This is a genomic window from Streptomyces tibetensis (assembly GCF_040647715.1).
Lineage (GTDB): Bacteria > Actinomycetota > Actinomycetes > Streptomycetales > Streptomycetaceae > Streptomyces > Streptomyces tibetensis_A.
Map to the genome: position 1 here is coordinate 1 of NZ_JBEZCR010000023.1, position 13945 is coordinate 13945.

The 13945-nt window shown below is 68.4% G+C and carries 12 protein-coding genes; 7 read left to right on the top strand and 5 right to left on the bottom strand.

Going from position 1 to position 13945, the window contains the following annotated elements; all coding sequences use genetic code 11:
• Positions 1 to 709 (top strand): tyrosine-type recombinase/integrase (locus AB0B29_RS36810; protein ID WP_362246960.1); only part of this gene is annotated, 709 nt, incomplete at its 5' end.
• Positions 710 to 1051: 342 nt separating this feature from the next.
• Here AB0B29_RS36810 and AB0B29_RS36815 read toward each other — a convergent pair.
• From AB0B29_RS36815 to AB0B29_RS36830, 4 genes are read right to left on the bottom strand one after another with little or no spacing between them, the layout of a single operon-like run.
• Positions 1052 to 2245, bottom strand: a complete 1194-nt coding sequence (locus tag AB0B29_RS36815) for an alanine racemase (RefSeq protein ID WP_362246962.1) — start codon at positions 2243 to 2245, stop codon at positions 1052 to 1054.
• Positions 2242 to 3219 carry an ornithine cyclodeaminase family protein gene (locus AB0B29_RS36820; RefSeq protein WP_362246964.1) on the bottom strand — a complete coding sequence of 326 codons (978 nt, stop codon included), beginning with the start codon at positions 3217 to 3219 and terminating at the stop codon, positions 2242 to 2244. The genes AB0B29_RS36815 and AB0B29_RS36820 overlap by 4 nt, the downstream gene beginning before the upstream one ends.
• Entirely contained in the window at positions 3203 to 3640 is a 438-nt protein-coding gene (locus AB0B29_RS36825) for a RidA family protein (RefSeq protein WP_362246966.1), read from the bottom strand. Before AB0B29_RS36825 ends, AB0B29_RS36820 begins: the two co-directional genes overlap by 17 nt.
• 5 nt (positions 3641 to 3645) lie before the next feature.
• Positions 3646 to 4341 carry a helix-turn-helix transcriptional regulator gene (locus AB0B29_RS36830; protein WP_362246968.1) on the bottom strand — a complete coding sequence of 232 codons (696 nt, stop codon included), beginning with the start codon at positions 4339 to 4341 and terminating at the stop codon, positions 3646 to 3648.
• Positions 4342 to 4660: 319 nt separating this feature from the next.
• On the opposite strand from AB0B29_RS36830, the gene AB0B29_RS36835 reads away from it, so the two are divergent.
• The 4 genes from AB0B29_RS36835 (at position 4661) to AB0B29_RS36850 (ending at position 10828) form a co-directional block, all read left to right on the top strand.
• Positions 4661 to 6130, top strand: coding sequence for an amino acid permease (locus tag AB0B29_RS36835; protein WP_362246970.1), 1470 nt, complete (start codon positions 4661 to 4663; stop codon positions 6128 to 6130).
• 50 nt (positions 6131 to 6180) lie between these two features.
• Complete coding sequence (locus AB0B29_RS36840; RefSeq protein WP_362246972.1) at positions 6181 to 7194, top strand: asparaginase domain-containing protein; 1014 nt, start codon at positions 6181 to 6183, stop codon at positions 7192 to 7194.
• Positions 7195 to 7259: 65 nt separating this feature from the next.
• Entirely contained in the window at positions 7260 to 8402 is a 1143-nt protein-coding gene (locus AB0B29_RS36845) for a pyridoxal-phosphate dependent enzyme (protein WP_362246974.1), read from the top strand.
• An 875-nt stretch (positions 8403 to 9277) separates the two neighbouring features.
• Positions 9278 to 10828: a serine/threonine-protein kinase gene (locus AB0B29_RS36850; RefSeq protein WP_362246976.1), complete on the top strand. Its 1551-nt coding sequence runs from the start codon at positions 9278 to 9280 to the stop codon at positions 10826 to 10828.
• A 282-nt stretch (positions 10829 to 11110) separates the two neighbouring features.
• Here AB0B29_RS36850 and AB0B29_RS36855 read toward each other — a convergent pair whose 3' ends face one another.
• Positions 11111 to 11626 (bottom strand): winged helix-turn-helix transcriptional regulator, encoded by a 516-nt coding sequence (locus tag AB0B29_RS36855; protein WP_362246978.1) that lies wholly within the window; start codon positions 11624 to 11626, stop codon positions 11111 to 11113.
• A 95-nt stretch (positions 11627 to 11721) separates the two neighbouring features.
• On the opposite strand from AB0B29_RS36855, the gene AB0B29_RS36860 reads away from it, so the two are divergent.
• Both AB0B29_RS36860 and AB0B29_RS36865 read left to right on the top strand, forming a co-directional pair.
• The gene (locus AB0B29_RS36860) at positions 11722 to 13317 is read left to right on the top strand and encodes a phytoene desaturase family protein (protein WP_362246980.1); all 1596 of its coding nucleotides are present in this window, start codon (positions 11722 to 11724) and stop codon (positions 13315 to 13317) included.
• Entirely contained in the window at positions 13314 to 13916 is a 603-nt protein-coding gene (locus AB0B29_RS36865; protein ID WP_362246982.1) for a MaoC family dehydratase, read from the top strand. The genes AB0B29_RS36860 and AB0B29_RS36865 overlap by 4 nt, the downstream gene beginning before the upstream one ends.
• Positions 13917 to 13945: the final 29 nt, after the last annotated feature.

A 13945-nucleotide genomic window follows, 5' to 3' on the forward strand; every position in this document is an offset into this window, starting at 1 on the left:
CCAGGCGAACGCGTTCGACAAGCTGAAGGCGATCTTGTTGGACGCGAACCGGCTGGGGCTGTTCGACGACAACCCGGTGGCCGGGGTGAAGCCGCCGCAGTACGACCCCAAGCGGGTGGTGATCCCATCGCCCGAGCAGCTGCGTCAGATACGCACCGCCGGAGATGACAGCTTCCTGCTGGTCGCCGATCTGATGAGCGGGTGCGGTATGCGTAATGGTGAGGCGTTCGCGGTCAACCTCAACAACATCGTCGCCGACGACGTCTACCGCATCACCGAGCAGGTCAACCGGACCACCTGCCAGTACGAGCGGCTCAAGCACCGCAAGGCAGGCGAGTACCGGGACGTGCCCCTGCCGGCGCGCGTGAGGCAGAGCATCGAATGGCACGCTGCCAAACACGGCACTGTCGACGGCTACCTACTGCGCCACCCCGGCGACCCAGCCCGGACGTTCCCGCACTACCACATCGCCAACCAGTGGCAGCGGATCAAGAAGGCCGGCCAGGTCGACGTCCCCGACGGGATGGTCGTCTACGGCATGCGGCACTTCTTCGCCTCCAACTGCCTCACCCACGGCATCGCCATCACCGACGTCGCCGAGTGGATGGGCCACAAAACCATCGAAGTCACTTTCAAGATCTACCGCCACCTCATGCCCGGCTCCATCAGCAAAGCAGCCAAAACCCTCAACACGAACCTCGCAGCATGAGACTCATCCGCAGGAGACCAGAGGCAGCGAGCGCTCAGCGCAGCCGTTCTTAAGCTGCGGGCCCTTCCGGCACGAGCCACGCACATACTGGACATCGCCACTGGTAGAAATGGGCTCAGGCCGCGGCGACCTCGCTGCCTGTTCCGCCGCCCTTGCCCACCACTGCACCATTCCTACTCCCACAGGCCAATTGACATGGGACGCGCTGGAGGACAGTAAATCGTTCATTTGACAGACCCCATGTCCCCGGCATCCAGGTCGCGCCGAGCCCGAGCACGCGTACGCCGGATGCGTACGGCACCGAGTTCGTGGTGAGAGCATCGGCGCTGGCCGCCGGTGTTCTCACCAGCCCGTGACACGCCCCCAGTAGGCCTGGATCACCGGCGTGCCGGTGGTGTCCCGGCTGCTGTCGATGACGTGGTAGCCGTGATGCTGGGCGGCGGTGGCGCAGGCGTGGTTCGGCAGGACGCGCAGCCGGGTGCCGACGGGCAGCTCCGGAAGGGGGGATCCGTCTCGGGTGGAGAGGATGCCGTGTTCCTGGCTGGCACCGCTCATGAGCAACTGCGGGACGGGGTTTCCGTTCAGGTCGGTTACAAGCCCGTAGCCCTGGTCGACACGCTGGTTGGCGGTGCCTCGGTCGCGGGACATGGCCATCCAGCCGCCGTCGGTGAGGATCCAGCCGTGTTCGGGGCGGTGACCGATGACGGTGACCACGACGGACAGCGCGAGGTCGTCCACGTCGCACACGCCGAGGCCGGCCATGACGAGGTCGAAGAAGACGTAGTTGCCGGCGCGGACTTCGGTGACGCCGGTGAGGTCGGTTGCGGCGTGGGCGGTCGGGGTTGATCCGACGCTGACCGTGTCCACGCGTAGGCCGGCCTCGCGCAGCTGCTGTGCGGCGGCGACGGCGACATCGCGTTCGTGGTCGGCGGCCTTGTGCTGTTCGGCGCGGCTGGTGGCGAAGTAGGACTCGCCCGCGTGGACGAGGACGCCTGCGAGGCTGTCGGATTCGGCGAGGATGCGGCCGATCTCGAGGAGCGTGGGGTCCTCGAGGGTCACGCCGCCGCGGTGGCCGTCGCAGTCGACCTCGATCAGGGCCGGGATGGGCGTGCGGGCGGCGGCGGAGGCGTCCCGCACGGCGCGGGCCTGTTCGGTGCTGTCCAGCAGAACGCTGAGGGTGATCCCGCGTTGCAGCAGGGCGATGACGCGCGGAAGTTTGTGCGGGTCGATGCCGACGGCATAGAGAATGTCGGTATACCCGCCGTCGGCGAAGGCTTCCGCCTCGGCCAGGGTGGAGACGGTGATCGGTCCGGGGGTGTCGCCGTGGATCAGGGCGGCGACGGCGAGGGACTTGGCGGTCTTGAGGTGCGGTCGCAGGCTGACGCCCAGTGTCCTGACGTGGTCGGCCAGCCTGGCGATGTTGTGCGTGGCCTTGGCCGTGTCCAGCACCGCGAACGGGGTGTCCGGGTCGACCAGGCTGAGTGCGCCCACGGTGTCGGAGGTGGTCGGGGCGGGGTGCGGGGGCGGCGTGGTCATGGTGCGGTATCCAGTCGGTCGAGGAGGGCCAGGCCCAGGTAGAGGTCCTGAAGGCCGATGCCCGAGCTGTCGAAAAGGGTGATGTCCTGGGGTGTGCGTCGGCCCGGCGCTCGCCCGGTGAGCACGTCTCCGAGTTGGGTGACGGGCGCGTCAGCCGGGGCGTGCTGCAACTCACCGATCCTGCGGGACTGGCTGGTTATGTCGCAGAAAAGCTGTGCGCGGGACAGCAGTTCGCCGGGCAGCTCGCGTTTGCCAGGGGCGTCAGCGCCCATGGCTGACACATGAGTGCCGGGCCGGACCCAATCTGCTTGGAACAGGGCCGGGTCGGCGGTGGTGGAGGTGGTCGCGGTGATGATGATGTCGGCGCTTCTGACGGCTTCCTCGGCCGCTGTGGGCCGTGCGGGGATCCCGTCACTGGCGAGCGCGTCCGTGAACGCCCGGGTTCGGTCCGGGTCGCGTCCGACTGCCAGAACCACGTCGACGGGGCGGACCCGGGCGACGGCGCGTACGTCGTAGCCGGCCTGGTGGCCGGTGCCGAGGACGGCGAGTGTTCGTGCGTCCGGGCGGGCGAGCAGGTCGACGGCCAGGGCGTCGGCGGCAGCGGTGCGGTAGGCGTTGGCGGTGCCGGCCTCGAGCACGGCGGCAATGCGGCCGATGCTCTGGTCGAGGATCAGCAACGTGGAGTGGTGCCTGGGCAGTCCGTGGCGGTCGTTTGCGGGCCAGTAGGTGCCGATCTTCAGCCCTGCGTGGGCGGAGGAGGCGGCCGGTTTGACGGTGTATCGGTTCGTCGGGTCCGATCCGTGTACGTTCAGGGTGTCCAGCACCGCGCAGCCGACGGTGGCCTCGAAGGCTTCTTTGGCGGCCTGGAGCGCCAGTTCGTGGCTGATCACGGCTGCGGTCTGCTCCTCGGGAACGTAGCGCAGTCCGCTTCTCAGCTCGCCCGGGGCGGCCTGGGGCTCAGTCGAGGGCGGCAATTGCGTGCACCTCCACTGCGGAGCCGTAGTGCAGTTCCTTGGCACCGGCGACGGCCCGCGCGGGCCGGACCGGGCCGAGCCAGGCACGGTACAGCTGGTCGAAGAGAGGCCAGTTGGCGATGTCGGTCACGTGGACGGTGACCGAGATCAGCCGTTTCCGGCTGGAGCCGGCGGTGACCAGACAGGCGTCGAGGTTGTCCAGCACCTGCCGGGCCTGGACCTCGAACGGCTCGTCGGCCAGCCGGGTTCCGTCGGGCGCCAGGGGAAGCTGGCCGGAGATATAGGCCACGCCACGGTGGGTGGCGATGTGCGAGTAATGGCCCGCCGGCGGCACCAGCTGCGCGCTGTCGAACGTCGCTATCGAGGCACCCCCGCCCGTGCCTGATCCGGCGTTGTGGAGGGTGTTCTCATGGGTGGTCATCGTCCTCATTTCGTGTACGCGTAGACGCTGGCCCGGGAGATGCCGAGGAGGTCGGCGATGGTCTGGGCCGCGTTGCGGGTGTCGAAGTAGCCGTCCTGGTGCAGGCGGCGTACGAGCTCCTTCTTGACGTCCTTGTGAAGGGCCCGCGGGGTGGTGGAGCGTTCGGCGGCGGCCGTCTCGATGACCTCACGCAGTTCCCGGCGGGAGCGGTCACGCAGGCTCTCCAGCTCGACGTCGCGGTTGTCGGGGTCGGTCGCCACCAGGTTGGACAGGGACAGAGTGACCGGCGACAGCGTCGATACGTCCAGGTTCAGGCACAGGGCGGCGATGTACTCCCCGGCCGTGTTCTTGATCCCGATCGACGTGCTCTTGGCGGGCCGTCCGTCGGGGAACTGATTGGCGTAGTTCTGGATGACGCTGGGGTAGTCGGGGTCCTTGATGCGGGCCAGGCCCAGCTCAGTGACTGAGTCGCCGACCTGCCTACCGGACAGGTTGTTCTCGATGACGCGGATGGCGTGGGCCGGGTCGCGCAGGTCATGCAGGACCACCTCGCACAGGCCGGGGAACATGCGCCCCAGCGCGACGGCAATCTTCTCGGTCTCCGCGAGGAGATGCTCGTCCTCTGCTGCCGCCACCGCCTCCGGCCCGGCCTGCAGCTGCGCATCGTCCTGGCCGCCGCGGCTTTCGCCCTTCACGGACATCGGTCGATCCCTTCCCTCGCTGTCGTTGCTGCCGCTCATCATGCTCCCCGCCATTACCCGCCTTGTGTTCTGCGGGTAGCCCGCGTGCAGGCATGCGATGCACATGCCAAGGGCCACGAGAAGCAGGCCGCCGAAAACCAATCTAGATCTTTCATCCAGCTATGGACAGACACTCTATCCAGTTCTAGAGTTCCCGTCCAGTTCCAAGTGTCGATCGACACCGTTCAACCACGATGGAGGCAGAGCGATGGCAGGCCGGTCACCGAAACAGCCAGCTGACGAGCCCGCGTCGACTGTGTCGACGCCACCACGGCCGTCCATGGGCCAGCGGGCTCCCCGCAATCGCAGCCTCGACCAGGCCGACGCCGGGTACGCCAAGGCGCTGCGCCCCCGGCACATCCGGATGATCGCCATCGGCGGCTCCATCGGCACGGGTCTGTTCCTCGGGGCCGGCGGGCGCCTCGCGCAGGGCGGGCCGGCCCTGGCCCTCGTCTACGCCGTGTGCGGCGTGTTCACGTGGTTCATGATGCGAGCCCTGGGCGAGATGGCCGTCTACCGGCCGTCCTCGGGCGCATTCGTCTCCTACGCACGGGAGTTCATGGGCGAGAAGGGCGCCTATGTCACCGGCTGGCTGTTCTTCATCGACTGGTGCGCCAGCGTCATGGCCGAGACCACGGCCATCGCCCTGTACCTGCACTACTGGGACGCCTTCAAGCCGGTGCCCCAGTGGCTCCTCGCCCTGATCTCCCTGGCGCTGGTCGTGGCGGTGAACATGCTCAGCGTCAAGATCTTCGGCGAGACCGAGTTCTGGTTCGCCATGATCAAGATCGTCGCGATCGTCGGCTTCATGGTCGTGGCGTCCACCGTCGTGCTCCTGCAGTTCCAGGTCGACGGACACAGTCCCGGGCCGGCCCTGATCACCGACAACGGCGGTTTGTTCCCTCGAGGTTGGTTGCCCGCCATCACCCTCGCCCTGGGCGTGGTCTTCGCTTTCGGCGGCACCGAAATGGTCGGCGTGGCCGCCGGTGAGAGCGACAAGGCCGAGGAGGTCATCCCCAAGGCCGTCAACTCCACGTTCTGGCGTATCGCGATCTTCTACGTCGGGGCCGTGCTCCTGTTCACCCTGGTGCTGCCCTGGACCGCCTACGGCAAGTCCGAGTCACCCTTCGTCACGTTCTTCTCCGCGCTCGGGTTGCCGGGCATAGGCAGTGCCATGAACCTCGTGGTCATCACCGCGGCGATGTCCTCGATGAACTCCGGCCTCTACGCCACCGGCCGCACCCTGCGTTCCATGGCCATCGCGGGCAGCGGCCCCAGGATCGCCGCCCGCCTCAACCGCAACCAGGTGCCCTTCGCCGGTGTGCTGATCACCGCCGGACTCGGCGTGCTCGGCATCGTCATCAACTATGTCCGTCCCTCACAGGCGTTCGACATCGTCATGAACCTCGCGGGCATCGGGATCGCCGGCACCTGGATCTCCATCATGGTCAGCCACTGGCTGTTCGTCCGGCGCGCCCGGCAGGGACTGCTGACCCGGCCTGCGTTCCGGTTGCCCGGCGCTCCCTGGGTGAACCTGCTCACCGTGCTGTTCCTGACCATGGTCATCGTCGGTATGTGGTTCGCCGACGACATCGGCAAGCCCACCATCCTGCTGTTCCTCGGCATCTGCGTGCTCATGGTCATCGGCTGGTACCGCATCAGGAACCGCATCGCCACCACCACTCTGCCCCCTGCACACGGACCGCATTCCGCGGCGGACGCCGACCCCGACGGGACCGAGCCCGCCTGATCACCGGCCACGAGCCCCCGGCCGGCCCACCACACGAAGGAAAACTCCGCATGCGCACCACACGCCGTGTCCAGTTCCTCTACACCGGAGGCACCATTGGCATGGTCCCCTCGCCCCGCGGATTCGAACCCGGCGGCGACATCCACGCACAGGTCCAGGGGGCTGTCCATGCCCAGGGCACTGACACCTCCCTCGCCGACCTCGATCTCGGCTTCGCTCAGCTCAAAGAGGTCATCGACTCCTCCAACATCACCCCCGAGCACTGGCAGGAGATCATCGACCACCTCCACGCGCACCACGACGCCCATGACGGCTTCGTGGTCCTGCACGGCACCAACACTTTGGCCCACTCGGCGGCTGCGGTTGCTCTCGCGCTGTCGGACTTCGGCAAGCCCGTGGTGTTCACCGGTTCTCAGGTCCCCTTCGGCATGCCCGGCAGCGATGCCCCCGGCAACGTGATCGGCGCCCTCCTGGCCGCTGCCTCGGGCGGCGGTGGCGTCAGCCTGTACTTCGACGGCACCCTGCTGCCCGCCATGCGTGCCACCAAGGTCTCGGCGCTGGACCTGCACGGCTTCGTCAACCCGTACGACGGTGCACCCGACGCGCCACGTCACGGATGGGCCGATCCCGCCCCCTACCGGCGCCACGACGTAGCAGTCATCACCATGGCCCCCGGCATGACAGCCGCCCGCTTCCGGGCGATGACGACCCCCGCCCCGGCCGCCGTCATCCTGCGCGCATACGGCGCCGGGGAAGGCCCCTGCGACGAGCCCGGCCTGGAGCAGGCCATCCGCAACCTGGTCACGGGCGGTACCCCTGTCGTCGTCATGAGCCAGTGCCTGCACACCCGCATCAACCTGAACAAGTACGCAGCCGCCCAGTTCTTCACCCGCGCCGGGGCAATCGGCGCGGACGACATGTCCCTGGAAGCCCTGTACGCGAAGCTGCAGTTCCTGCTCAGCCAGGAGATACCTCCCGACCGGCTCAGTGCCTGGGTGCGCACCAACATCGCCGGCGAACTTGCCACCGACCTCCACGACAGCGTCCCCGAACCGGTCTCGTGAACCGCCGCGCCCGCGCGGCGCTGACGCCAGCCCCACCAACACCTACCCAAGGAACGGCACGACAGATGTCCAAAGACTTCCCGCAGCTCACCGACCGCAGCGGACACCGGTACGCAGCGGACCAGCCGCGCTGGCGCGGGGACGACGGCTCCCCGCTCATGATGGAACCGCTGCCCGGTATCACCCGTCGGCAGATAGACACCAGCGTCAACACCCAGTGGCGCTACCGTGCCGCGCTCCCGCTGCCCCAAGGCGAACCCGTCACCCTGGGCGAAGGACGCACCCCCCTGCTGCCGCGGACCCTGGCCGGACTCGACGTCGCTGTCAAGGTCGAATCCATGAACCCCACCGGCAGCTTCAAGGACCGCGGCAGCTCCGTGATGCTCACCGCGCTGCGCCACCAAGGCGTCGGTCGCCTCCTGGAGGACTCCAGCGGCAACGGAGGCGCATCCATCGCCGCCTACAGCGCCGCAGCAGGCATCGACGCGCAGATCATCGCCCCCGCATCCACCTCTCCCTCCAAGATCGTGCAGAGTCGTCTGCACGGAGCAAGCGTGGACCTCGTCCCCGGCAGCCGCCAGGACGTCGCCGACGAAGCCGTCCGCCGCGCCGACACCCGCTTCTACGCCAGCCACAACTGGCACCCCCAGTTCCTCCAGGGCATCAAGCTGATCGCCTACGAGATCTGGGAGGACCTGGGCTTCAGCGCCCCGTCGGCCGTCATCGTCCCGGCCGGCGCCGGCAGTCTCGTCCTGGGCTGCGCCATGGGCTTCGCCGAACTCCAGCGCGCGGGCGAGATCGACCAGGTGCCCCGCATCCTGGTCAGCCAGCCCGAACAGTGTTGCCCCCTCGTCCAGGCCCTCAACAGCGGTGCCTCCACCGTCGACGCCCGCACCTGGCCCCGGACGCTCGCCGAAGGAACCGCCATCGCACGGCCCGTGCGCGACCGGGAAGTCCTCCAGGCCATCCACGACAGCGGCGGCGCCGCCACGACCGTGGACGAAGAAGAGCTCCTGCCCGCAGTCGGCGAACTCGCCCGCACCGGCGTATTCGTCGAGCCGACCAGCGCTCAGGTCCTGCCCGCGCTGCGCCAGTTCCACTCCGACGGCCACATCAGCCGTGACGACACCGTCGTCCTCGTCCTGACTGGCTCCGGCCTCAAGGCCAGCCAGACCCTCAGCCAACTGATCACCGACATCCCCGCCTGACACTGACCGGCCTCTCATCAGGCGGCGGCAGATCAGACCGCCGCGGCCCCGGACACCAGCCGGTTCATCCGGTCCCCCCACGGCACGCCCCGCTCTGGAACAGCGCCCACGCGGCGAGCCGGAGCGGGGCTCCAGCACCGCCTCACGCACAGACCGCACATCGGTCCAGCACACCTCAACTACCCCGGAGACACCTGTGAACGCACCCCATGCCCCTGCCGCAGTCGCAATCACTCCTCAAGCGAGGGGACTCAGGTGTTCAGCGCAGAGGGCTGGAGCAAGCCGGATGCCGTCAGTGCCACGGATGCGCACGCTGCTGGACTGCTCGATAGAAACACACGGCCTTCGGGTCGCCACCCCTTGACGAGCATGGACACAACCGACTGATGGCAGTGACCCAGCAGGAGATCGAGAACCGGTTGTGGGACGCCGCCGACGAGCTGCACGTGGCAATGCCCGAAGCGCGCTCTCCACGAACCGCATGAGGCCGCCGTCGATGAGTTCGCGCAGGAGGACCCGCACGCTGTGACTTCCGGCACATCCACTGGAAGGCCACCCACCCGGCCCGGACACCGAATTCCTCACGGTCTCTACCGAGGGGGCGGCTGTGAAGCCGCAGTAATATCGCCACAGTTCCATGCCAGGACTGGTGCTTACCCGGCAAATCGGGATTACGGCGATGGCTTACCCTTTCGACCGGCCACTCGGTCTCACAGGCGGTGACAGGTTCTCGGACTGCCGGGAGCCATGGCTGAAAATGGTGTGCTGCTGTGTGACGGGTGATGCTTGGTGCTGATGTTACGGATGCGGCGCTTGGTTGTGCCGATCCGGGACTGAACCCGGTCGGCAGTGCATATCTGAGAGGGCGGCGGGGCGTGGAGTTGCTGGACGGGTCGGATCCGGAGGCTGTGGGTGGCTATCCACTACTGGCGCGGCTCGGCGAGGGTGGCATGGGGCGGGTCTACCTGTCCCGGACGGTGTCGGGGCGTCCGCTGGCGCTCAAGACGGTGCGCGCCGAGTTCGGACGGGAGCCTGGGTTCGAGGAGCGGTTCGCGCGAGAAATCCGTAACAGCGACCGGGTGCGCTCCCCTTGGACGCCCGCGGTGGTGGACTACAGCCCGATGGGGCAGCGCCCTCCGTGGCTCGCCACCGAGTACGTGCCGGCGCCGTCCCTGGCGGAGTGGGTGCGACGTCATGGCCCACTGCCGGAGCAGTGCCTCGTAGCACTGGCAGCCGAACTCTTCGGGGCGCTGGGAGCGGTACACGGGGCGGGACTGGCCCACCGGGATGTCAAGCCGTCCAATGTGCTGTTGGGCCGCCGTAGTCCTCTGCTCATCGATTTCGGGATCGCGCGCGCGAGGGAGGACACGCGTCACACGAGGACGGGCGGTGTGATCGGTTCTCCCGGCTATCTGGCGCCGGAGCAGGTGAGTGCCGGGGAATCGGGTGCACCGGGCGACGTCTTCTCGCTGGCTGCGGTGCTGGTGTACGCGGCGACGGGACGGGGCCCGTTTTCCAACCCGAAGGACGAGTTCTCGCCTGCGGTGCTGCTCTACCGCATCGTGCATCAGGAGCCGAACCTCGACGGCGTTCCGGCGGCCGTGGTCCCGCTCCTGCGGTCCTGTCTGGCCAAGGACCCCGAGCAGCGGGCCACGCTCGACACCGTCAGCGTGCTGTTGGAACGCATGGGCGGCCGGTGCGGCACCTGGCCGCAGTTGCTGCCCGAAGGGCTGGAGAAGGATCTCGCCGTGCGGGAGGAGGAGGCGCACGCGTTGATCTCCGCAACAGTGCAACCGCCGCCTGTGGCGGCTGTGTCACGTGAGCCCGAAGAAGGCCCGGCTTCCGCCGACGCACAGACCGCCGTCCTGCCGCGTGTCGACGCCGTGCGACGGTGGGTGTCCGGCCGTACCGGCCGGGCGGTCGCCGGAAGCATGGCCGTGGCCTTGACGGCGGCGGCGGGCACGTTCCTCGTGTGGCATTTCTCCGACGACGCCTCCGCCGGGAGGCCTTCGCCGTCATCCACCGCCACATCGCTTCCCGAGGCCTGGGCAGGTACATGGGTCGGCACCGGGCCGGGCAATCCCACCCCTGACGGCTTCACTGAGCCCCGCACCGACCGGTTCAGCGTCACTTTGACTCTCCACCCGGCACAACGAGGTGAGCCGGCGGGCAAGCAGGTCAGCAGGGTGACCGAAGTGGACACCAAACGTGAGCTGGGATGCACCGAGACCCTGCGACTGCAGGAGATACGCAAGGACTCGCTGGTCCTCAAGGCAACCACCAGCCACTCCACCGAACAGGGGGCCGAGGTCCCCTGCCCCAACGGCAGTACCTACGTCGTCACGATGACCGGCCAAGACACCCTGAGCCTGAGTGACAAACGTGACCAGTCCGCCGGGGCTCCGTCCACCCTCACCCGGCGCTGACGGCTGCGCCCGCCGACAAGGCGACGCCGAGCTCTTCTCATCCCGTGCCGGCTTCGCTGAGGGCCGTCGCACTCTGGCGCCCCCGCGTCCGGTACGAACGTACAGCTGCGCCCTCTGAAGGGCGTGCGCCGCGTCGAGCCCTGACGGACAACCAGGATGGCCGGTAGACAGCCCGAAGCACGACGTCCAGGAGAGTATCCGGGCGACGCGGGAGCGAGGGGCGCAGAGGAACACCAGGGCGCTGAGCCCGCGCCCCCGCCGCCTCGCACTGCCGCGCGCCGCTCAGTCGGAAGCAGGCCGGGCCCCGGGGCCCGGCCTCGCGCTGACCTGTCCAGGTGCGGTGATCTCGTGTCCTGAGGCGCAGGTCACCGTAGTGCGGACGGGGCTGCCGCAGTCGTGGTGGAGTAGGGAGATCGTGCCGGCGCCGTCCGGGACGATCCAGCGCTCGGCCCAGTCGTTGAGGGCGATCAGGATGGGCAGAAGACTGCGGCCCTTGTCGGTGAGGCGGTACTCGTCGCGTCCGCGCGCACCGGGAGCCCGGTAGCGGGTCTTCTCCAGGATGCTGTCGGCGACGAGGTCCCTCAGGCGGGCGGACAGCACGCTCGGGCTGATGCCGCAATGGCGCTCGAAGTCGTCGAAGCGGCGTGTGCCGTAGAAGGCCTCCCTGATGATCACACCCGTAGTCCGCGGGCTCAGGGACCGCAGGGCGAGATTGATCGAGTCGGGTTCGATGTCCCACGCGTCCCGCTGCCACCGCTCCAGGTGGCCCCCAGGTGCTGCTTCGGCTGCGTCGCTCACGTCTCCCTCTCCCTGTGTGTTGCTCGATTCTATCCACCCACGTACGCTGACTACTGTTTTCCGAAGCCAGATGAAGCAGATGGAGGAGTCACCGCGTGAGCATCGGCGAGAGTTACCACCGCAGTACGGCCAGCCAGGCATGGGACGCGATCGTCATCGGATCGGGGATCGGTGGTCTGACCACGGCCGCCTTCCTGGCCCGGACCGGGCAGCGGGTGCTCGTGCTGGAGAAGCACTCGACGGCGGGCGGCGCCACCCAGACGTTCCGGCGCGCCGGATACGAATGGGACGCCGGGCTGCACTACATGGGCGACGTCCACCGGCCCTCCAGCGGCCTGCGCCGGATCTTCGACCACATCAGCTGCGGCAAGCTGGAGTGGGCCCCCATGCCGGACGTGTACAACCGGGTCTTCATCGGCGACCGGGAGTACGAGTACCGGTCCGGGGTGCAAAGGTTCAAGGACCGGATGAAGGAGTACTTCCCCCACGAGTCCGGGGCCATCGACCAGTACGTCGACATGGTGCACACGGCGAACCGCGCGGCTCGCCCCTACCTCGCCCACCGCAGCCTGCCGCACTCCGTCGCGGACACCCTCTACGACGACATGGCCGCGCCCTTCCGCTCGTACGCGGACCGGACGGTCACCGAAGTCCTCACCGACCTCACCGACGACGCGGAGCTGCGCGCGGTGCTCAGCGGCCACTACGGCGACTACTCCCTCGCCCCCGGCCGCGCCTCGTTCGGCATGCACGCCATGCTCATCCGGCACTACATCGACGGCGCGAACTTCCCCGTCGGAGGCTCCGCACGCCTCGCGGAGACGGCGACCGATGTCATCACCGGAGCCGGAGGGACCGTCCTGATCTCCGCGGAGGTCGAGAGGATCATGCTGGACGACAAGGGCTCGGCCTGCGGCGTCCTCATGACGGACGGGAAGAGTTTCCGGGCGCCGCTGGTGATCAGCGACGCCGGTGCGCTCAACACCCTGACCCGGCTGCTGCCGGAGCAGACTGCCGAAGCCGCCAGGCTCGCCGATTCCCTGCGTGCCGTCGGCCCTTCGCAGACGTACGTCATGCTCAACATCGGCATCCGGGAATCCGGCGACCGGCTCGACCTGGATCCGGCCAACATCTGGGCCCACGCCGGACCCGACATCGACGGCGACATCGCCGCGTTCGAGGCCGACCCCGAGCACCGCGCCATGCCGACGTACTTCATCACCTTCCCGTCCGTGAAGGATCCGTCATGGGAGAGCCGCTACCCGGGACGCACCACCATCGACATCGCGGGGCTGACCAGCTGGTCGTTGTTCGAGCCGTACGCGGACAGCGCGTGGATGCGCCGGGGCGCCGACTACGAGCGCCTCAAGGCCAGGCTCACTGAGGAACTCCTGGGCCAGGTCTTCCGATTCTGCCCCCAGCTGGAGGGCCGCATCGACCACACCGAGCTGGCGACGCCGCTCAGCTTCAATCACTTCCTCGGCCGGGAGAAGGGCGACTTCATGTCCCTCGCCCACACCCCACAGCGGTTCGCCCTGCGAGACCTCGGCGCCCACACCCACATCCCCGGCCTCCTCCTCACCGGCCAGGACGTGGCGTCGGCCGGCGTCAGCGGCGCCATCATGGGCGGCGTCGTCGCCGCCTCCGCAGCCTTGGAGCGCGACGCCCTGGAAGATCTCGTGACCGGATGAACGGCGACGGTGAGGCGGAGAACGCGCCGTACGCACGCGCCCGGACCGGATCTCGGCAGCCGGGGACCGCTCCCGCGCCGCGCGGGACGGCAGGCACCACCACGACCCTGAGCGACGCCAACTTCGCAACCCCGGTCGAGGACCGGTACTTCGAGGACTACGTGCCGGGTGCCGTATACGTCTACGGCAGCATCACCATGACGAGGGAGGACATCCTTCGGTTCGCCGACGAGTTCGACCCGCAAAGCATCCACAACGATCCCCATGCGGCCCGGCAGGGCCCGTTCAGCGGTCTCATCGCCAGCGGCTGGCACACCTGTTCCGTCACGATGCGCATGTATGTCGACCACTACGTCAGCAAGGTGGCCGGCCTGGCCTCCCCCGGCATCGACGAACTGCGCTGGGTCCAGCCGGTCAGACCCGGCGACAGCCTGTCCCTGCGGGCCACGGTCCAGGATGCCCGAGTCTCGCGATCCAAGCCGGATCGCGGACTCGTCACCACCGGCATCGAGGTCCTCGACCAGCACGGACAGACGGTGCTGACCATGAGCGCCATGAACCTCTTCCTGCGCCGCCAGGCCGTCAGCGGGCGAGGATGACGGTTCGCTGCCGCCACCATCCACGCCCA